This window comes from Sporosarcina sp. QA0331 (assembly GCF_055808055.1).
Genome location: NZ_CM147850.1, coordinates 205,639 through 225,840 on the forward strand (window position 1 = coordinate 205,639; position 20,202 = coordinate 225,840).

The 20,202-nt window shown below is 45.5% G+C and carries 20 protein-coding genes and 1 pseudogene; 18 read left to right on the top strand and 3 right to left on the bottom strand.

The genetic code is table 11. The annotated features are described in order from the left end of the window. Positions 1-291: 291 nt before the first annotated feature. From AC0L13_RS01085 to AC0L13_RS01110, 6 genes are all read left to right on the top strand, one after another. Entirely contained in the window at positions 292-903 is a 612-nt protein-coding gene (locus AC0L13_RS01085) for a DedA family protein (protein ID WP_473643082.1), read from the top strand. Between the two features lie 3 nt (positions 904-906). Continuing rightward, positions 907-1,734 (top strand): undecaprenyl-diphosphate phosphatase, encoded by an 828-nt coding sequence (locus AC0L13_RS01090; protein WP_473643084.1) that lies wholly within the window; start codon positions 907-909, stop codon positions 1,732-1,734. A 79-nt stretch (positions 1,735-1,813) separates the two neighbouring features. Then, positions 1,814-2,521 carry a response regulator transcription factor gene (locus AC0L13_RS01095; protein WP_473646801.1) on the top strand — a complete coding sequence of 236 codons (708 nt, stop codon included), beginning with the start codon at positions 1,814-1,816 and terminating at the stop codon, positions 2,519-2,521. Next, positions 2,511-3,869: a sensor histidine kinase gene (locus AC0L13_RS01100; RefSeq protein WP_473643086.1), complete on the top strand. Its 1,359-nt coding sequence runs from the start codon at positions 2,511-2,513 to the stop codon at positions 3,867-3,869. The genes AC0L13_RS01095 and AC0L13_RS01100 overlap by 11 nt, the downstream gene beginning before the upstream one ends. Before the next feature lie 45 nt (positions 3,870-3,914). After that, on the top strand, positions 3,915-4,646 hold the full coding sequence (locus tag AC0L13_RS01105) for a PepSY domain-containing protein (RefSeq protein WP_473643088.1): 732 nt from the start codon (positions 3,915-3,917) through the stop codon (positions 4,644-4,646). Positions 4,647-4,732: 86 nt separating this feature from the next. Continuing rightward, positions 4,733-5,560: a PepSY domain-containing protein gene (locus AC0L13_RS01110; protein ID WP_473643090.1), complete on the top strand. Its 828-nt coding sequence runs from the start codon at positions 4,733-4,735 to the stop codon at positions 5,558-5,560. A gap of 88 nt (positions 5,561-5,648) precedes the next feature. Here the strand turns inward: AC0L13_RS01110 and AC0L13_RS01115 are convergent, their stop codons facing one another. Both AC0L13_RS01115 and AC0L13_RS01120 read right to left on the bottom strand, forming a co-directional pair. Then, positions 5,649-6,683: an AI-2E family transporter gene (locus AC0L13_RS01115; RefSeq protein WP_473643092.1), complete on the bottom strand. Its 1,035-nt coding sequence runs from the start codon at positions 6,681-6,683 to the stop codon at positions 5,649-5,651. Between the two features lie 201 nt (positions 6,684-6,884). Then, positions 6,885-7,619, bottom strand: coding sequence for an MBL fold metallo-hydrolase (locus tag AC0L13_RS01120; protein WP_473643094.1), 735 nt, complete (start codon positions 7,617-7,619; stop codon positions 6,885-6,887). A 94-nt stretch (positions 7,620-7,713) separates the two neighbouring features. Here AC0L13_RS01120 and AC0L13_RS01125 point away from each other — a divergent pair, with 94 nt between their 5' ends. After that, positions 7,714-7,956, top strand: coding sequence for a glutaredoxin family protein (locus AC0L13_RS01125; protein WP_473643096.1), 243 nt, complete (start codon positions 7,714-7,716; stop codon positions 7,954-7,956). Positions 7,957-8,204: 248 nt separating this feature from the next. Here the strand turns inward: AC0L13_RS01125 and AC0L13_RS01130 are convergent, their stop codons facing one another. Then, the gene (locus AC0L13_RS01130) at positions 8,205-9,287 is read right to left on the bottom strand and encodes a CdaR family transcriptional regulator (RefSeq protein ID WP_473643098.1); all 1,083 of its coding nucleotides are present in this window, start codon (positions 9,285-9,287) and stop codon (positions 8,205-8,207) included. A gap of 132 nt (positions 9,288-9,419) precedes the next feature. On the opposite strand from AC0L13_RS01130, the gene AC0L13_RS01135 reads away from it, so the two are divergent. The 11 genes and pseudogenes from AC0L13_RS01135 to AC0L13_RS01185 all read left to right on the top strand — a co-directional run bounded on the left by AC0L13_RS01135 (position 9,420) and on the right by AC0L13_RS01185 (position 20,181). Then, a complete protein-coding gene (locus AC0L13_RS01135) occupies positions 9,420-10,556 on the top strand; it encodes a glycerate kinase (protein ID WP_473643100.1) in 1,137 nt (378 codons plus the stop codon). A gap of 134 nt (positions 10,557-10,690) precedes the next feature. Further along, positions 10,691-11,094, top strand: a pseudogene (locus tag AC0L13_RS01140) (IS607 family transposase); the annotation flags it as partial. Next, entirely contained in the window at positions 11,057-12,178 is a 1,122-nt protein-coding gene (locus AC0L13_RS01145) for an RNA-guided endonuclease InsQ/TnpB family protein (protein WP_473643102.1), read from the top strand. The pseudogene AC0L13_RS01140 and the gene AC0L13_RS01145, both read left to right, overlap by 38 nt. Before the next feature lie 161 nt (positions 12,179-12,339). Beyond that, entirely contained in the window at positions 12,340-13,686 is a 1,347-nt protein-coding gene (locus AC0L13_RS01150; protein WP_473643104.1) for a GntP family permease, read from the top strand. A 348-nt stretch (positions 13,687-14,034) separates the two neighbouring features. After that, positions 14,035-14,502, top strand: coding sequence for a flavin reductase family protein (locus AC0L13_RS01155; RefSeq protein WP_473643106.1), 468 nt, complete (start codon positions 14,035-14,037; stop codon positions 14,500-14,502). A gap of 156 nt (positions 14,503-14,658) precedes the next feature. After that, positions 14,659-16,206, top strand: a complete 1,548-nt coding sequence (locus AC0L13_RS01160; RefSeq protein WP_473643108.1) for a 4-hydroxyphenylacetate 3-hydroxylase family protein — start codon at positions 14,659-14,661, stop codon at positions 16,204-16,206. Then, complete coding sequence (locus AC0L13_RS01165) at positions 16,203-17,054, top strand: alpha/beta fold hydrolase (protein ID WP_473643110.1); 852 nt, start codon at positions 16,203-16,205, stop codon at positions 17,052-17,054. Before AC0L13_RS01160 ends, AC0L13_RS01165 begins: the two co-directional genes overlap by 4 nt. Continuing rightward, positions 17,047-17,754, top strand: coding sequence for a carboxymuconolactone decarboxylase family protein (locus tag AC0L13_RS01170; protein WP_473643111.1), 708 nt, complete (start codon positions 17,047-17,049; stop codon positions 17,752-17,754). Before AC0L13_RS01165 ends, AC0L13_RS01170 begins: the two co-directional genes overlap by 8 nt. 1 nt (position 17,755) lies before the next feature. Continuing rightward, complete coding sequence (locus tag AC0L13_RS01175) at positions 17,756-18,442, top strand: CoA transferase subunit A (RefSeq protein ID WP_473643114.1); 687 nt, start codon at positions 17,756-17,758, stop codon at positions 18,440-18,442. Then, positions 18,426-19,085, top strand: coding sequence for a 3-oxoacid CoA-transferase subunit B (locus AC0L13_RS01180; protein ID WP_473643116.1), 660 nt, complete (start codon positions 18,426-18,428; stop codon positions 19,083-19,085). The genes AC0L13_RS01175 and AC0L13_RS01180 overlap by 17 nt, the downstream gene beginning before the upstream one ends. Further along, positions 19,063-20,181 carry a muconate cycloisomerase family protein gene (locus AC0L13_RS01185; protein ID WP_473643118.1) on the top strand — a complete coding sequence of 373 codons (1,119 nt, stop codon included), beginning with the start codon at positions 19,063-19,065 and terminating at the stop codon, positions 20,179-20,181. The genes AC0L13_RS01180 and AC0L13_RS01185 overlap by 23 nt, the downstream gene beginning before the upstream one ends. Positions 20,182-20,202: the final 21 nt, after the last annotated feature.

A 20,202-nucleotide genomic window follows, 5' to 3' on the forward strand; every position in this document is an offset into this window, starting at 1 on the left:
CGTGGATAAAACCGGCGTTCAGGTGTTTTTTTATTCACATGTGGATAATATTCAATGAAAAACACCCTTTATTCAGAAATTATAAACATATAAACAGTTTTACCCACAGTTTTCAGTGCATAAGTCCATTTCGACATACTTATCCACGACAATCCCATTCATATTCTTCTATTTATATACGTACAATCCATCAGGATAGATTGAAACTTCCAAGTCAATGTCGACGTCTCATAAAGACGTCTGATAGAATGGACATGTAATTGAATTTTTTTAGCAGGCAAGGAGAGTGCAATGGAAAACTGGATAACGGAATTGATAGGAGAGCACGGATATTTCGCAGTGCTGCTTCTGCTATTAATAGAAAACTTATTTCCTCCAATTCCATCGGAAATCATTTTGACCTTTAGTGGATATGCAACAGGTTTTACAACGATGACGAGAATGGGTGTCATCATCGCTGCCACAATTGGTGCAGTCGTCGGTGCGATGATTCTATATAGTGTCGGCTTGCTCGTTGATGTAGCAAGACTTGAGAAGTTTGTTGACCGATGGGGTCGTTGGTTGCGGCTGTCGAGAAAGGATTTGCGAAGGGCTGAAAAATGGTTTGAAAAGTATGGCCCTTGGACAGTGTTCTTTTGCCGTCTCGTTCCTCTCTTGCGTAGTCTAATTTCAGTACCGGCTGGGATGGCACATATGAATTTCCTGCTGTTTATCACACTGACAACGATCGGAAGCTTAATTTGGAATACTATCCTTGTTTCAATAGGGTTTGCGGTCGGTGAAAATTGGGAATCGATCGTTCATTATATGGACGTCTATTCTAATATTGTTTACGCACTTATAGTAATTGGCGGCATCGCGGTTTGTATTTTATATATCCGATTCCGTAGAAAGAGGGCATAGTGGATGGATTTATTTGAATTAGTAAAGGCGTTGATCCTTGGTTTTGTTGAAGGGATGACGGAGTTTGCGCCGGTTTCCTCGACAGGTCACTTAATAATCGTTGATGATATGTGGTTGAAGTCGGAGGAGTTTCTCGGCAAATATCCAGCAATCACATTTAAAATTGTTATTCAACTAGGATCGATTTTAGCTGTAGTCGTTGTTTTTTGGAAGAGGTTGCTAAGCCTTGTCGGCCTCTATGAAGTGGACGGCAAAAAGATGGGCAATCGGTTTAACTTGCTTCATGTTATTGTAGGCATGCTTCCTGCAGTCATTTTTGGTTTTGCTTTCAAGGACTTGATTGATGATTATTTATTCGGCGTCGAGACGGTCATTTTCGCACTTGTCGCTGGGGCACTTCTGATGCTTGCGGCAGACAAGTTCGGACCGAAACGACCGAAAGTGCAAACATTGGACCAGATTACATATCGGCAGGCATTCACTGTAGGGCTCGTTCAATGTTTATCGTTATGGCCTGGATTTTCACGGTCAGGTGCGACGATTTCCGGAGGTGTCCTGTTTGGAATGAACCATAAAACCGCAGCGGACTTCACGTTCATCATGGCGGTTCCGATTATGGCGGGTGCAAGTCTCGTATCGGTCATGAAAAACTGGGAATACATGTCGATGGATCATCTTTCATTTTACATCGTCGGTTTTCTGAGCGCATTTGTATTCTCGCTCATTTCGATCCGCTTCTTCTTGAAGCTCATTTCGAAAATCAAGCTAGTGCCGTTCGCGTTATACAGAATTTTTCTAGCAATCATCTTAGCGGCAATCGTATTTTTATAATGCATTTACGACTCTTTCATGGGTCGTTTTTTTATTATCAGAACAATTTTCTGCTACACTAAAGGAAAAAGTGGCGGTGATGAACTTGAGTGAACATATTTTAATTGTTGAAGATGAAGAAGCAATCGCGCGTGTTCTTCAATTGGAGCTTGAGTTTGAAGGTTATTCGGTCGGTGTCGCGCATACGGGCACAGACGGACTTATTAAATTCAGAGAGCAGGAGTGGGATCTAGTGCTACTGGATCTCATGCTGCCCGGCATGAACGGGTTGGACGTGCTGCGGCGGATTCGAGCGGCGGAAGACGGTACGCCTGTTATTTTATTGACAGCGAAAAGCGATGTGGAAGACAAAGTGACTGGGCTCGACTTAGGGGCGAATGATTATGTTACGAAACCATTTGAAATTGATGAATTGCTCGCTCGTATACGTTCGGCAATACGCACGTCTCAAAAGAAAACGATCCTGAAAGATGAATTTCTTCATGAGTTTGCTGGATTATCGATCCATGAGCAGTCCCGCGAAGTGAAACGGAATGGCGAATCGATCGATTTGACGCCGAGGGAATATGATTTATTGCTTCATTTGATCCGGCATCCGAATCAAGTACTCTCACGTGAACAGCTGCTGGATGCAGTTTGGGGCTTTGACTATTACGGCGACACGAACGTAGTTGATGTTTATATTCGGTATGTCCGGAAGAAAATTGATCAAAAAAATGAGCCTTCCCTCATTCAAACAGTCCGGGGTGTCGGTTATGCATTGAAGGGACCAACCCATGAAACTTAAACAGAAAATAAATGTCTTTTCGACTCTTTTAATGTTCATTCTTCTCGTGCTAGCGAACATCCTTATCTATTTCCTTTTCGAAAGGATGTCCCATAACACGGAATATGAGCAGATGATCGGCCGAGCAAAGGAACTGACCGCGGCATTGAGCAAGCTGGAGACAGAAGTGGATGCGGACATTCTATTGCGTGCATTCATTCCTGCTAATGGCGCCATTTCGATCGTAGACAGCAATAATAAGCCTCTCATTAATGTCCAGTCTTTAGCTGGACTCGGAAAAGTCGGCGGCGAGGTAAGTCCGAGCAGTTCCTATACGATTGACCGATTCGAAGGTACGGAAGCGCTATCCATTTCAATGCCGATCATTTGGCCGACGGGCGAAGTCGTCACAATGAGAATGACACAACTGCTTACAGACGTTGAGGAAAATATGCAGGTTCTGAAGTATGTTTTGATCGGCGTTACGACATTTGCAATGATTCCGATCACCCTCTCAAGCATGACGCTCGGCAGGATTGTAACCCGGCCTATCGAGAATCTCATAACGGCGATGAATAGAAGCAGGCGATCTGGCACGTATGAAAAGTTGACCGGTGTAGTGAATGGAAATGACGAGCTGGCGCAAATGGAAAGAACGTTCAATGAGATGATGGAGCAGTTAGAACAGAACTATATGAAGCAGGAGCAATTCGTCTCAAACGCTTCTCATGAATTAAAAACGCCGTTGACTGTGATCGAAAGTTACTCCCGTTTATTGGCGAGGCGGGGTTTCGAAAATCGGGAAGTCGTCGATGAGGCGCTGAATGCAATTATTTCTGAAACGGGCAGGATGAAAGAGATGATTGCGCAAATGCTTGATTTGGCGAAAAGCAGCGGTTCCGAAGTGTTTGAATTTGCGGAAGTCGACTTGACGAAGTTGTTGGAAGCTGCAGTTAAGCCGTTGAGGCAGGCATACGGAAGAGACATCATGATTGAGGCGGCAGGACCGGCAATCGTCGATACGGACGGGAAATTCGTAAAGCAGCTGCTGTTCATTCTCCTCGACAATGCGCGGAAATATAGCGATCGGGAAATATTCGCTTCTATCGATGATAAGGGGTCCGAAGTGGAAATTACCGTTAAGGACTATGGAAAAGGAATTCCCCAAGCGGATTTGCCACATATTTTTGACCGTTTTTATCGGGTGGAATCGGATCGTAGCCGTAAGACGGGCGGAACAGGGCTAGGACTTTCCATTGCGAAGGAAATTGCTGACGGACTTGGTGCTACACTAACGATTGAAAGCGTTGTTGACATGGGGACGGTTATTCGGGTTTTGATTCCGAAAAAAAAGGAAGGTTCTCAGTGAATTTTAATGTTAGGACGGTAAGATGAAAGAAAGGAGGATTTTTGCATGAAGATATGGAAAAAACCTTGGTTCATCCCGATTGTCTTGACGATCATCATTGTCGTTGTGGGGCAGCTGTATACGGCAGGTAAACTGACAAAGGCGGAAAACTTGCCGGAACAGGAAATACGATCCCAACTGTCGATGATCTACGGCGGAGAAGTGCAAGCTCTTATGTTAGAGGGATCTGTATATAAAGCGAAAGTATCGAAAGCAGGAGCGGAATACGACGTGGAAGTCGATGCCGGAACGGGCAAAGTCCTTTCGCTTATTCAAACGAAAGAATCTACGAATACCGATATCGTAATGGAAACAGATGAAGGGGAAAAAGGCCAAACTGTTGAAGCATCGCCTGATGAAACAGGTAAAGCGGATAGCGAGATAACGGATGAGGGGGATAATAAAGCTGCAGATAGCAAAGCAACGGATAAAGCAGAAGGTAACACGGAAGCGCCGAAGCAAAATGCAAATAAGACACCTGAGCAATCTAAGCCAGTGAAACAGGAAAAGCCAAAAAAAACAGTTTTCATCTCCGAGCAGGAAGCGGAAAAGATCGGTTTGGCTCAATTGCCAGCTGGAATGATCGGCGAAGTCGATGACGTGGATTTTGTGAATTCAACTGATGGCGGCTATTATTTAGTACAAATCGAGATTGACACAGAAGATGACATGGATGAAGTAACGTATCAAATCCATGCGATTTCCGGCAAAGTAATAACGGTCACTTGGGATGAGTAATTCTCATCAAATTCTAATATTCTTCTCAATGTCCTCTCATCTTCACAGGGTACTATGAAGATAGAACGAAAAGGAGGAGAACAAACATGAAAAAATGGATGTTGATCCCAGCGATGGCGGGAGTTGTAGCAATCGGTGGCGTTGCGTTGGCAGATGACTCGGTTCCAAGCGTTTCAAAGCAGGCAGATAAGATGATTTCATTGCAGGAAGCGAAACAAGTAGCTACCGACAAAGTGAAAGGCGGCGTCGTGACAGAAATCGAGTTGGATAAAGACGATGGCCGTTATCATTTTGATGTAGATTTGAAAGATGAAAAATACGAATACGATTTAGAAGTGGACGCATACACGGGAGAAATCACTAAGTTCGAAAAAGAAGTGGAAAAGAACCGCAAGCAAGCAGTAACATCCGGCAAGGTGATGACGAAAGAGGAAGCAATCGCTATTGTGAAAAAGAAAGCGGTTGGTACAGTCAAGGAGATCGAGCTTGATACGGATGACGGTCGTAAAGAATATGACATTGAAATGAAAGACGATCATTTTAAATACGAAATTGAGATAGATGCAGAAACAGGAGAGTTCTTGAAATTTGAAAAAGAACGGTACCGGAGCGCGAAACAAGTGCAACCACAAAACGAAGTGAAAGCGCAAACTGAAAAAGTAGCGGCTTCTACACTACAAGTCGTTGAACCGACAAAAGAAAAGCAAGCTGTGAAACAGACTGACAAAAAAAAGCTGCTGACGAAGGAGCAAGCAATTTCCATCGCCAAGCAACATGCAAGTGGTGTCGTAACTGATTTCGAGTTGGATGACAATGTCTATGAAATCGAAATGGAAGACGGCGACATCGAATATGACCTTGAAATCCATGCCTACACAGGCGCCATCCTTTCATTTGAACGGGATGATGATTAAGTAACTGAAGATATTCGTCAAAAAACATAAAAACAGAGCGTGCAGCTGCCATACTGCACGCTCTTTTTATGCTTTTCTAATCTTTCCATTAGACGTCTTTGTCAAATACAGTAATCTTTTCCGGTTCTTTGTCTGTCACATCGAGGATGTCCAGCAGGAAAACAAATACCGGAATCCCGATAATCAGTCCCCAAACGCCAAAGAAGTTCTGTGAAAAAATAAGAACGATGAACGTATAAAACACCGGCAAATCCGTTTTGGAAGACATGAGCTTCGGATTTAAAATATACGCTTCAATGGCATGAATGACCATGATTGCAATGAGCAAGTAGACGACTGTCAAAAATCCGCCGATTGTAAAGCCGATAAGTGAGAGTGGTATTAGTGAAATAATTACGCCCGCGACAGGAATGAGCCCTAAGAAGAAAATCATGATGGCCAATCCGATAATTTGCGGGAAGCCAAGCACCATCAATACGATGACCGTCAAAATAGTATTGATAAACGCGATAATGAACTGCGCTTCGATTACTTTACCGAATGTGCGGGAAAATTTCTTGCCGAAAAATTCAATTTCAAAATAGAACGGGGCAATCTTACTATTCTTAAATTTATTCGTGAATTCTATTAAACGTGGTTTTTCAAGAAGGAAAAACAAGCTTAAAATGATGGCGATGAGTACTTGGACGCTCGTTTTACTTATATCTGTGAACGATTTTAGTAAAAATGAAAATCCATTTTCCACATATCCTTTAATTTGTTCGCTGGAAATAATAGATTCGAGAAAAACAAGCAATGGATTGTCATGCGATTGTATGGAGAAGCTCGTAATTTGTTTAATAAGCTGGCTAATTTCCATTGTGATAATAGGTAAATATTTGACGAGGCTAATAGTCAAAATACCGACTATCAAAGTATAGAGGAGTATCACGGTCAACTTATGATTTAACCGCAGACGTTTACCTGTGAAATCGACTAGGCGATTCATCAAAAACGAGAAAATAAAGGTGAGCAAGATTAAATTCATCATACTCCGTACACTGTAGAGAATTAAAATGATCAAAGCGAAAATAATGATCCGCTTCACTTCTTTTTTTCGGAATAAAGCCGATATCGAATCCATATAAGCAAGTACCTCTCATATCCAATTAATATGCAAAATTTGAACCTTTACTAATAGTATCCACTTGTCATAAAAAGATTACAAGCAGGAACCCTTTCATTTTTACTAGTATACGTGACTTTTTGACATTCTATAAGTCAATTGAAAAAATTCCTTTGCTTTATGGCTAAAATACCTTTGAATTTGTGCGAAACTCTCCTATCAAACTTCGTATTCCTTCCCGACGACTGCCAATTCAGCATTCCCTCCATATACTCCCTTTGCCGCATCTAAAATATCTTTAGGATTTCCGTGCAAAGGTAGATGCGTCAACACTAATCGTTTCACACCCGCCATTTTCGCAAGTCGTCCCGCTTCGCTTCCCGCCATATGCCCCGGTGCTTTCCCGAGATGCTCCTCGTACAAGTTCGCTTCGCTAATTAAAAGATCCGATCCGCTCGCAAATTCGACGAGTTTGTCACTCCATTCCGTATCAGCTGTCAATGTGACAGAACGGCCGTCTACCTTGAACTTCATTGCTAAACAATAGACGGGATGAATTGTTTCGCAGAATGAAACTTCGAATGGCCCGATATGTATAATATCCGTTTCTTGTATAGCAACGCCGATTGTCTGCTCCTTATGCGATAACTGTGCAAAATTCTCTTCGTCCCGGTCATGTGCGTATATCGGCAATGCCGGAGACGGATTCCCGAGATAATAGTTGATGAGCCTACTATATTGAAGACTGCCGATATCCGCGATATGATCCGCGTGATAATGGCTTATGACAACTGCATTCAACTTTTCCAACGGTACATAATTTTGCAAAGAAGCAAGAACGCCGCTGCCGCAGTCGACGAGGCAATGAAACCCGTCATGTTCAATCAAAAAAGAGGAAGTGGCCCCGTTCGCTTTCGGATAGCCACCCCAAATCCCAACCGGAATTACTTTCATTTTTACCGCACCTCCGTGAAATCCATTTGTTTGCTTTTATACCTACTAGGGTATATTATGCTAAGTGTAATCAAAAAATAAAGGAGAGATGAAAATGTCGAATACACCTATAGCTACAGTGTACACTACGAGTACATGCCCATACTGCACAATGATGAAAAATTATTTGGATGAACAAAATATCCCATACCGTGAAGTGAACGTGCAAGCGGACGAGGAAGCTGGCCGCAAGCTTGTAGAAACGACAGGCCAAATGGGAGTTCCGCAAACTGAACTAAACGGCAAATGGATCCTTGGTTTTGACACAGAAGCTGTCCAGGAAGCCTTGAAAGCGTAAGCAAGTTGAAAAAGTCCTTTCTTGCTTTCAAATCATGCTCGATCAAAACTTCTGATACATGTTACCCGAAAATATGCGTCGGCCATATTGCGCTCTTCCTCACAGGAGTTTTTCTTGTGATTATGGAGCTGATGAACTGAATGCACCCTCATTGACCTGAAAACGTCGATGAGGGTTTTTTGAATTCAAATAGGAATCCTATACATATTACATATTTAGATAAACGGTGATAACTGCAAAATCCCTCTTTAATTACTCCTCACTAGCAATGCGATTTGGAATAATACTGCATCGCGGAAACGGGTAGGGTCCAATGATGTGAGCTCCTTCACTTTCCGCAATCGATACGTCAAGGTATGGCGATGGATGGCAAGGGTAGCTGCCGTTTCGCCAATAGCTTGGTCATGTTCGAAAAATGCTTCCAACGTTTCAATGAGCTGCTCGTTCAATCCGGCAAGAATCCGCTCGGCAAAGCGTTCCTTCAATTGGGACGGGCAGCTTTTCAAGAGGGCGATCAGTTCGATATCATCATAGTAATAATGGATTAGCTCACTCGAATGCCCGTACTGGATTGCGTATTTTGCTGTTTCATACGAATGGGAGATGCCTTCCAAGTTTTTGACAGGCAATCCGACGCCGATTTCGACGGAGGAATGCTTTTGTAATAAAGCAAGGATTTTCTGCAGCTTCAACTCAAGCACGGACATTTTCACGTCGGACAGAACGATGAACAACTCATTCAATTGTGAGTGTCCGATCAGGGCTGTGTTTCTCTCGAACTGCTCTTCCATCGTTTCAAGTAATCGCTGAGGAGATTCGGGCAAATTATTTGTTTGCGCTAATAGCGTCAAATAAGGTCCGGTCATATTGAATTCTAATAAGGCAAGCCGGTCGATGACAATCGGTGAAAGAGGGCCGCTGTCGATCAGCTCTTCAAAAACGAGTTCCTTGATCTTCCGCTTCCATTCCGACTCCGATGTAATGAGTGATTGGTGGACCATCATCTCGGTCGTCAATTGAACGAGCGTCGCAATGTCTTTTAATTCTTTCGGATTGCCGGTAATACCGATGACGCCGATCAATCGGTCCTTATAATAGATGGGCATGTTCACGCCAGGCTTTGCTCCTTGCCAATCCAATATATTCTCATCATCTATCCAAAGCGGTCGTCTCGTTTTAGCGACATGTGCGGCCCCTTCATGGATGCGGTCGATACGCTCTTTTTCTCCGGAAGCCAAAATCATTCCATTCGTATCCATCACATTTAAATTCCTGTCCAACCTGAACATTGTCTGTTCCACTATTTCTTCTGCTAGCTTCTTCGTAATCAAGAAACCACCCCCGTGTATAAAAAACACCTTCATTTCCACGTGAAACTTATACATCAAGTATAATGTATTTTCATTTTCAAAACATATAATTAAATGAAAGCGTTTTAATTACTTAACTTGGAGGTGCTTTGCATGAAGGTGATTGTAGCACCTGATTCATTCAAAGGAAGTTTAACAGCTATTGAAGCAGCCGAGGCGATGGCTGCAGGTATACATAAGGTCGATCCGGACATAAGGACGGTACTGCTGCCAGCAGCCGACGGCGGAGAAGGTACAATGAGGAGTTTGGTCGATGCGACAAACGGGAGGTACGTGTCAGTAACTGTGGAAGACCCGCTCGGCAGACCGATTCCCGCGACATATGGCATTCTTGGTGACGGCGAGACGTGCGCGATTGAAATTGCGGAGGCTTCTGGACTTATGAGTCTGCAAGAAAATGAAAAGAATCCGTTAATCGCATCTTCATATGGCACCGGTGAATTGATCAGCCATGCATTGGAGAACGGCTATCGGAAATTCATCATCGGTCTCGGAGGCAGCGCAACGAATGATGGAGGAGCAGGAATTCTCCAAGCTCTTGGTATGCGTATGTTGAATAAAGAAGGAATTGAACTGCCGAAAGGGGGAGGCGGACTCGAGCATATTTGCTCAATAGACGATGAGAACTGGGATGAACGGATTGCGGAAAGTGAATTCTTAATTGCGAGCGATGTGAAAAATCCATTTGTCGGTAGTAAGGGTGCATCTGCTGTTTTTGGACCGCAGAAGGGGGCCTCTCCAGCGGACGTGGACGAACTTGACCGGAATTTGCGGAAATTCGCGGACGCGATTGAAAAAGAAACGGGAATTGTCCTTCATACAAAGGAAGGAGCAGGTGCTGCCGGAGGAGCAGGAGGTGCGTTCCAAGCGTTCTTCAATTGTGAAATGCGGCAAGGGATCGATGTCGTGCTTGAAGCGATCGATTTTGAGCACCATGTGAAAGATGCGGATATGATCATCACTGGCGAAGGGAAAACCGATTTGCAGACACTTTCCGGGAAAACACCGTTTGGCATTGCAAAAGTGGCGCATCGGGAAGGAAAGCCTGTCATTCTTATCTCGGGGGCTGTAGATGAAGAAAGCCGCGATGCATTGACGCCATTGTTTACGGAAGTCCACGCGATCATGGATGGAAATATGACCATGGAAGATGCAATTGCAAATGCTTATGATCATTTGCGCAAGAAGACGAAAAAGGTCATGGAGCTGATCACAGAAAAAGGGGAATAACAACTGTCTAAATGTAGTTCTAAAAGAATATAAAGCCTTTTAAATTTATTATATTATTCAGTATAATAAAATTAGAGACTGGTGGTGGATGAAATATAACTCAATTGGTGAATTCGCCGAATTGATACTACTAGCAAGAACAGCTACATCACTTCTTAGGCATCAAGGGTGAAAGACAACTAAATAAAATGGACATTACAAATGTTGGAGGTGGGATTGACTACAACAAAAAAGGATTAACAAACTAATCGATGGTTACGAATTGGGAAGTGGAAAAGATTGTTGTTTTATATAAAGATAGATTAATCCAATTTGGCTATGAACTAATCAGAACCTATGCAGTAAATATGGAAAGACTATTGAAGTCATAGATAACACTGAAAAGACCGTGGAACAGGAGTTATTTGAAGATTTAATATAAATTGTCACTGTGTTTAGTTGTAGACTCCAAGGGAAACGGGCGAACAAAGCCAGGAAAATTATTAAGGAGTTGTTAGAGAATGATTCTATCGAAGAAAATCAGACTCCGACCAACTAAAGAACAAGAAGAACAGTTATGGAAGTCTGTAGGTACTGCCAGATGGGCGTATAATTGGGCGTTAAACAGACAACAAGAAAACTTCATGCTGGGAAAAATGTTTATTTCGAATAATGATTTACGGAAAGAATTGACAAAACTAAAACAAACAAAAGCATTTAATTGGTTATTTGATGTGTCAAACAATGTTACAAAACAGGCTATAAAGGATGCTTGTCATGCCTTTCAAAGGTTTTTCAACGGAAAGGCGAAGTTTCCTACATTTAAAAGTCGAAAGAAGTCTAAACCATCTTTTTATAATGATACTGGTAAATTGAAGGTGAAAAAGAACCTTGTTTTGATTGAAAAAGTGGGTTGGATTAAAACAAGTGAACAGATTCCTATTGGCGTAACATATACCAATCCGAGAATCAGCTATGACAATAAATATTGGTATATCTCCGTGGGAATCGAACAGCAATTTGAACAGCCTGAACTGACAGATGAAATTGTTGGAATTGACTTAGGGATTAAAAAGTTGGCAGTTTGTTCCAACGGTCAAGTATTCAAAAACATCAATAAAACGAAAGCAATACGAAAGAACGAGAAACGCTTGCGTAGGTTGCAACGAGGTGTTTCCCGCAAATACGAAATGAATAAGGAGGGAAGCCGTTTCGTCAAAACAAGCAACATTATAAGACTCGAAAAAAGAATACAACACTTGCACAGACGATTGGCAAACATCCGAAACAATCATATCCACCAGGCAACGAACGCTGTCGTGAAAACCAAGCCTAGCAAAGTTGTGATGGAGGATTTGGATGTGAGGGGGATGATGAAAAATCGCCATCTTTCAAAAGCAATCGCTAATCAAAAGCTCAAAGAGTTCATACGCCAAATGGAATACAAATGCGAAAAATACGGCATTGGATTCATTCAAGCTGATCGTTATTACCCGTCTTCTAAAACGTGTTCATCATGTGGAACGATTAAGAACAATTTAAAACTGTCTGACCGTGTGTTTTCATGTGAATGTGGCTTTAAGTCGAATCGGGATGTGAACGCATCATTGAATTTAGCGGGTTATGGAAGATTAACAGTTTAGTCACCTTCAAGACGCTGTTAATGTGTAGGGTTCGTTGTACCCGAATTTACGCTTGTGGACTGTTAGACCAAACGAAAGTAGCTTATGCAAAATCGGACAGGATGAAGCAAGAATTAAACATACTTTATAGAGTTTATAAGGCTTTGGCAACGGTGTAGGGAATGTTAATTACAATGATCGTGTTTAGTGTTGTCCTTATTGTAGTCCTGACAGCGGTGTTCAAGGTGCATCCGTTTTTATCATTATTGGCCGGCGCATTTTTCGTCGGAATTACGACTGGTATGCCGCTGTTGACTGTCGTTGAAAATGTGAACGAAGGCTTTGGAGGATTAATGAAGGGAATCGGACTCGTCATAGTTGCGGGTACGATCATTGGCGTTATTTTAGAGAAATCGGGCGCCGCGTTCAGGATGGCGGAAGTTGTGTTGCGTCTGATCGGGGAGAAGCGTCCTCAATTGGCGATGTCCATTATCGGATATATCGTATCGATTCCGGTTTTCTGTGATTCAGGTTTCATTATTTTATCCAGCTTAAAGAAAGCATTGGCGAAACGGGCAAAAGTTGCGATAGCATCAATGGCTGTTGCGCTCGCAACGGGATTATATGCAACACATACATTAGTGCCGCCGACACCGGGTCCGATTGCTGCAGCTGGTAATATCGGCGCGGAAGGTTATTTGGGCACTATTATTTTAATCGGTCTTATCGTGGCCATTCCGGCGGTCGTTGTCGGTTATTTATGGGCAGTGAAGGTCGGATCGAAAATTTCGGTTCCGGAAGATGTAGAGGATAACGGTTTAGACTATGATGAAATTGTTAAGTCATTCGGCCAAATGCCGTCGACGTTCAAAGCGTTCCTGCCGATTGTTTTGCCTATCGTTCTGATCGGTGTCGGTTCTGTCGCGAAGTTGACGATGGAGGAAGGCGGTTTTAACAATTTTCTTCAATTTCTAGGGGCGCCTTCAGTTGCGTTGTTATTCGGCGTCTTAGCAGCATTCCTCCTGTTGCCGAAATGGAATGAAGAGACATTGACGAAGTGGATCGGGGAAGGGTTGAAGGAAGCGGCTCCGATTTTGCTCATCACCGGTGCGGGCGGCGCGTTCGGGAAAGTCATTTCGAATTCGGGTGTCGCTGATTTGATCGGTGGAATGAACTTCGATGCGTTAGCAGGCGGTGCATTCTTCCTACTCGTTCCGTTCATCATCGCGGCGGCGTTGAAAACAGCACAAGGTTCGTCAACTGCTGCCTTGGTCATCACTTCCACGTTAGTTGCTCCGTTGCTTCCGGCGATGGGAATCGAGGGAGCCGTTCCACTCGCTCTTGTCGTCATGGCAGTCGGCGCGGGTGCAATGACAGTGAGCCACGTGAACGACAGCTTCTTCTGGGTCGTCACGGAGTTCAGCGGAATGAAAGTGACGGACGCCTACAAAGCGCAAACGATAGCTACTTTGCTGCAAGGCGTGACAACGATTGTCGTGACGATGATTCTTTGGATGATATTAGTGTAAAGAAAGCGCTGATTCCTTTCGGGGAATCAGCGTTTTGCATGAAGAAATAGTGGAATCGGTGGTAACGTACTGAGCAACGGTGGTAAACTCGTTCGAATCGGTGATAAAGTGCTGAGCATCGGTGGTAACATGTCGAAAATCGGTGGTAAACTTCGATGCGTGTGTGACAAGTCTATTATTAATGGGGAATAATGGATGAACGGTGATAACCTCGTCGTAAGTGGTGATAACTACCATAGATATCTCCCAATCAGCATATGTGCATCATTTCCATGCATATAGTACATGAATGAGTTGTCCATTTGTGAAAATGATAATTATAAAAACAACTGGAAAGGAGATGAACGGATGGGTGAATCAGCGATAGATATACGGGAGCTGCGCAATTGCTTTGGACGGTTTGCGACGGGAGTAACCGTCGTGACATGTGCGCATGATCAAGGGAAGCATGGGTTGACGGCGAATTCCTTCACGTCGGTTTCGCTTGATCCGCCGCTTGTGCTCGTGTCGGTGGATCGACGGACGAAAGCGTTGCCGTATTTGAAAAACAATCGTTTCACAGTCAATATTCTACGGGAGAACCAGCAAAATACGGCGTTGCACTTTGCAGGCAGGCCACAAACTCCCGAACCGTTCGAATGGGATGGCATGCAGATCCAAGGTTCGCTCGCGTATTTGGAATGTGAACCGTGGGCGGAGTATGACGGCGGCGATCATGTATTGTTTGTCGGGAAGGTTGTACGATTTGATTATGAAGACGGGGCGCCGCTCGCCTTTTACAGTGGGAAGTTCACGAAAGTGGCACCTCAACAATAAAGTGAATGGCTAGTTTGTCGGCAAAAGATTTTGCCGGGAAGCGAGCCTTTTTTTATTCGCTGAGGCAGGGGAACTATATTCTTTTCATTCACTTCGGCATTTTTCCCATGAGACAGGCATACGTATAGGTGTAATGGGACAAGAAGGAGTGAATACATGCCAGTTGAACAGGAAAAGAAGACGGTATTACCATTGACCGGCAAGGAGTATTTGGAAAGCTTGAAGGATGGGCGGGAAATATGGCTGAATGGCGAGAAGGTAAAGGATGTGACGACGCATCCGGCTTTTCGGAACGCTGCGAGGTCGATTGCTCGGCTGTACGATGCGCTGCATGACGAAAAGACGAAAGAAGTCCTGACAGTCGAGACGGATACGGGGAATGGCGGCTTCACGCAGAAGTATTTCCGTGTGGACAAGAGTGCGCAGGACTTGTTGGAGTCGCGCGACGCGATTGCGCAATGGGCGCGCCTGACGTACGGGCAGATGGGAAGGTCGCCGGATTACAAGGCGGCATTTCTAGCAACACTCGGCGCAGACCCGGATTACTACGGGAAGTATGCGGACAATGCACGCCGATGGTACAAAGAGGCGCAGGAGCGGAATTGGTATTTCAACCACGCGATCATCAATCCGCCGGTGGACAGGCATAAGCCGCTTGAGGCGGTGTCCGATATTTTTGTCCGGGCGGTAGGGGAGACGGAGCAAGGGGTTATCGTCAGCGGGGCAAAAATGGTCGCGACCGGATCTGCATTGACGAACTACAATTTCGTCGCCCATTACGGCGCTGCCCCGATCACAAAGGAGGAGTTTGCACTCGTCTTCGTGGCGGCGATGGATACGCCTGGCGTAAAGCTTGTGAGCCGTGCATCGTATGAAATGAATGCAGCAGTCATGGGAAGTCCGTTTGACTACCCATTGAGCAGCCGGTTCGATGAAAACGATTCGGTCCTCATTTTCGACAATGCGCTTATCCCTTGGGAAAACATCATCATTTATAAAGACGTAGAGAAAGTAAATAGCTTTTTCGCGGACAGCGGATTCCTGCACAGATTTACATTCCATGGTGTGACAAGGCTCGCTGTCAAGCTCGATTTCATGTCAGGTTTATTGCTGAAAGCCGTCAAGATGAACGGTTCAGACCAATTCCGCGGCGTCCAAGTGAACGTCGGCGAAGTGATCGCTTGGAAAAACATGTTCTGGGCATTGAGCGATGCGATGGCGTTGAATCCGGACGAAGGGCGAAACGGGACGAAGCTGCCGAATTTAAATTACGGGCTCGCATACCGGATGTTCATGTCCGAAGGGTGGCCGCGGGTCAAGGAAATCATAGAAAATGTTGTTGCAGGGAGCCTGATTGCACAGCCATCAAGTTCAAAAGACTTCCAAAATCCAGAGCTCCGTCCATTGTTAGAAAAACTGTACCGAGGTTCATATGGTGTAGGAGCCGAGGAGAAAATTAAGCTCATCAAATTGCTGTGGGATGCGATCGGAACGGAATATGGCGGCAGGCACGAACTGTATGAGCGCAATTACTCCGGCAACCACGAAAATATCCGGCTGGAAAGCCTCGTCGTCGCTAATATAAGCGGGCAGGCAGATAAGTTCGAGAAGTTCGTTGAGGAATGTATGGGCGATTATGATTTGAACGGCTGGACGAATGATACGTGGATTAATCCGGATGATGTGAGCTACTTAAAAAAATGACAAAGAAAATGTACAAAGTAGAACTAGAAGGGCGTCATCTGCAAATCGTCGATTATCCAGGCGAAAAGGGGACGATCATCGCGCTTCACGGATTGACCGGAACCCATAAGAACATGCTTCATTACGCACAAAGCCTACGTGGAGACTATCGGTTCATCGCATGCGATCTAAGGGGAAGGGGAGATAGTTCGGGGATGGATGACGTCCCCTCCATCTTCTCCCACGCCGAAGACGTTGAAAAATTAATCGGCGTTTTGGGAATAAAAAACCCGATTTTACTTGGCCATTCAATGGGGGCATTTGTCTCCGCGATTGTGGCAAGCGAAATGCCGACCGTGAAAGGACTCATCTTACTGGATGGCGCTGCACGGATGTCAGGACGCCAACATGATATTGTCAGGCCGTCACTCGGAAGGCTCCGCAAGACGTATGAATCGAAGCGGGCGTATGTCGAAGAGCTGAAGCAGCTCTATAAACGGCTCGGCATCAAATGGACCGATGCCGTCCAGGAAATTGTGGAGTACGAAATCCATGGGACGGGCAACGGATGGATGCACAAGTCTGCTCATGAAAACATCGAAGAGGACTTTGCAAGCTTCGATTTTTTCAACCCGATTGAAGTGATGGAGAAAATCACTTGCGAAACATTGCTTATTCAAGCGGACGGGGACATCGGACCGTTCCTGCCGTTCTTCATGGATGCCGATTATGAAGAAACGAAAAAGCATACATCAAAACTGACAACATTCCGTTCGGATTCTAATCATTACACGATGGTCTTTGAGAAACGGGATGACATTTTGACTGCAATCCGAGATTTCTTGGATGGGGTGATGTTGGATGAGTGACGGATTGACTTATTTTAAGGAAGTGTATGGAGCAGTTCCGGGTTGGGTAGCGAAAATGTACGCCTATCGGCCGGATGCGCTTGATCATTACACGAACTTGCGCAGCGCCATCATGGGAGACGGGCTTTTATCCGGCAAGGAAAAGGACCTCCTTCTTGTTGGTATCAATGCAGCAAGATGCTACGAGCGAAGCATGGTCTACCATACGAAAGGTGCCATCGATGGAGGCGCTACCATTCAGGAGCTGGTCGAGTACTTGCTTGTCGCGTACCGATATGGCGGGCTCGAGTCGATGCAAACAGGCATCCAATCCGTGAAGTATGCATGTTCCTTGAAAGGATTGCCAGAGGGCCAGATGCCTTACGGTGTTTGCAATGAGCATATGTTAAGTTATTTCATTTCCATCCTAGAAGAAGAGGATGCATTGTTTGTTTCGAACATATTAAAAGCGCCGGAGGAACTGCGGGATGACTTGCTGCTTGTAAGAGGAGTCGTCAGTTCGAAGATGAAATCCCTTTTAATGGTCGGTATCCATAGTACGGGCCTTCAGGGAACAGAAGCCGGGAAATGGATGGAACAAGCTCGAAAGAATGGGGCGACTGAAGGAGAATTGGCCGAAGTCGGTCTCATCTGCCTGTTGACCGCCGGAATCCCGGCGTGGTTCGAGGCGAGCGATTCATTGTGTGAAGGAGGCGGCTAATATGGCCATCGTCTATGAACGGGTTGAAAATGCTCTTTCTGCAATTAAGAACGGGATGACAATCATGGTAGGAGGCTTCGGCCTCGTCGGCGCGCCGCTCACTTTGATTGATGGCCTAACGAGGAAAGATGTCGATGGGCTGACAATCATAAGCAATAACCTCGGCGAAGCGGGTGAAGGGCTAGGCGTCTTACTCCGTCAACGAAAAATCCAAAAAGCTATCGGCTCCTATTTTACAAGCAACCGGGAAGTCGGTGAAGCGTATCAGCGTGGGGAAATCGATCTCCAGCTTCTGCCCCAAGGGACGTTGGCGGAAGCGATGCGTGCGGGTGGCGCGGGAATCGGTGGCTTTTATACGAAAACCGGCGTCGGGACAGAGCTTGCGCGAGGGAAAGAGGTACGAGAACTTAATGGAGAGCCCTATGTTTTCGAACATGCATTGCGAGCAGATATAGCGCTGATCCGTGCACATAAGGCGGACACACTCGGCAATCTCATCTATTATAAGACCGCTCGGAATTTCAACCCGGTCATGGCGACTGCCGCTGACCTCGTCATTGCTGAAGTGGATGAGATTGTCGCGGTCGGTGAGCTGTCCCCGGAAGAAATCGTCACGCCCCATCTATTTGTCGATCGGCTCCTCGTTGCGAACAAAATCCTGACGAAGGAAGGTGTCGTCCATCGCTAATGTTCAAGAATTGATTGCAAAGCGTGCTGCCCGTGAATTGATCGGCCCTTCTGTCGTGAACTTAGGCATCGGCATTCCGACACTCGTCGCGAAGTACATCGATGATGACCTCATCCATTTTCATACGGAAAACGGTCTGTTAGGCGTAACGGATGTTGAGGAAGAGGATCCGAACTTAGTGAACGCAGGGAAATTGCCGGTCGGCGAACGAGTAGGAGCTTCGTTTTTCAACAGTGCAGAATCGTTCGGGATGATTCGTGGCGGGCATATCAATGTTGCGATTCTCGGCGCCCTTCAAGTCGATGAAAACGGACGAATCGCCAACTGGGCCATCCCGGGAAAAAACATTATCGGAGTCGGAGGCGCGATGGACTTGCTTGTCGGCGCTAAGAAAGTGATCGTGACGACTTCTCATTTGACGAAGGAAGGCAAAAGCAAGCTGATGAAATCATGCACATTCCCGATCACGTCAACCCGCAGCGTCGATATGATCATTACGGAATTGGCTGTTTTCACAGTCGTGAATGAACAGCTGGTTTTGACAGAGCTTATGCCGGACATCACGCTCGAGCAAGTACGGGAAAGTACGGACGCGCATTTCGTGGAGGGGGATTCCGCATATGAACATTATTCAAACGCTTGATGTCCTCATTGTCGACCTTCCGACAATCCGGCCGCACCAGCTAGCGATGCATACGATTGTCATGCAGACGATCATCCTCGTCCGGGTGACAGGAGAGGGTGGGCTGGAAGGCTGGGGGGAAGTCGCGACGATCGGTGGTGCTTCGTATTGTGCGGAGACACCGGAAGCGATCAAGATGAATATTGAAATGTATATAAAGCCTTTTGTCATCGGGCGGAATGCGGCCCATTTCGATGCGATTTCATATACCGTCAACAAGAATGTCGTAGGGAACACGTTTGCAAAGGCAGCAGTGGAAGCGGCAATCGTCGAGCTTGCGGCTAAGGAAAAGGGGATTCCTGTCCATGAATTGTTCGGCGGACAGATTCACGCATCGTTGCCGGTCGCATGGACGCTCGCGAGCGGGGATACGCGAAGGGATATTGAAGAGGCGAAGGAAAGCTTGCATGCAAAACGGCATAACATTTTCAAGTTGAAAATCGGCATGGGTGATCCGAAAAGGAATGTCGCCCATGTGCTAAAGATCAAGGAAGCTGTCGGTGACGAAGCGAGCGTCCGAGTCGATGTCAATCAAGCATGGGACGAGACGACGGCGATGTATTGTATTGAAGCGTTGGAGGATGGCGGCATTGATTTGATAGAACAGCCGTTGCCTGCTTGGAATAAGGAAGGGATGGCACGCCTTACGTCGAGGTTCCGTGTGCCGATCATGGCGGACGAGTCGCTAAGTTCGTTGGAAGAGGCCTATCAAGTGGCGAAGCATCGGGCGGGGAATGTGTTTTCCATCAAGCCCGCGAATGTGGGAGGTCTTACTGCGACGAAAAAGGTGGCAGCCATTGCGGAAGCGGGGGGCATTTCGCTATACGGTGGAACGATGATCGAATCGTCGCTCGGAACGGCAATATGTGCTCATCTCTATTCGACCATCCCTGAAATGAAGTACGGCACGGAGCTGTTCGGTCCGCTTTTATTCACAGACACGATTACGACAAATGTGATTTCCTATGATGATTTTCAGTTGAAAGTCCCGAGCGGACCAGGCTATGGCGTGGAGATGGATGTGGAGAAAATCTTCCATTATGCAAGGGATTACTAATAAAAAATGAAAGGATGAAGA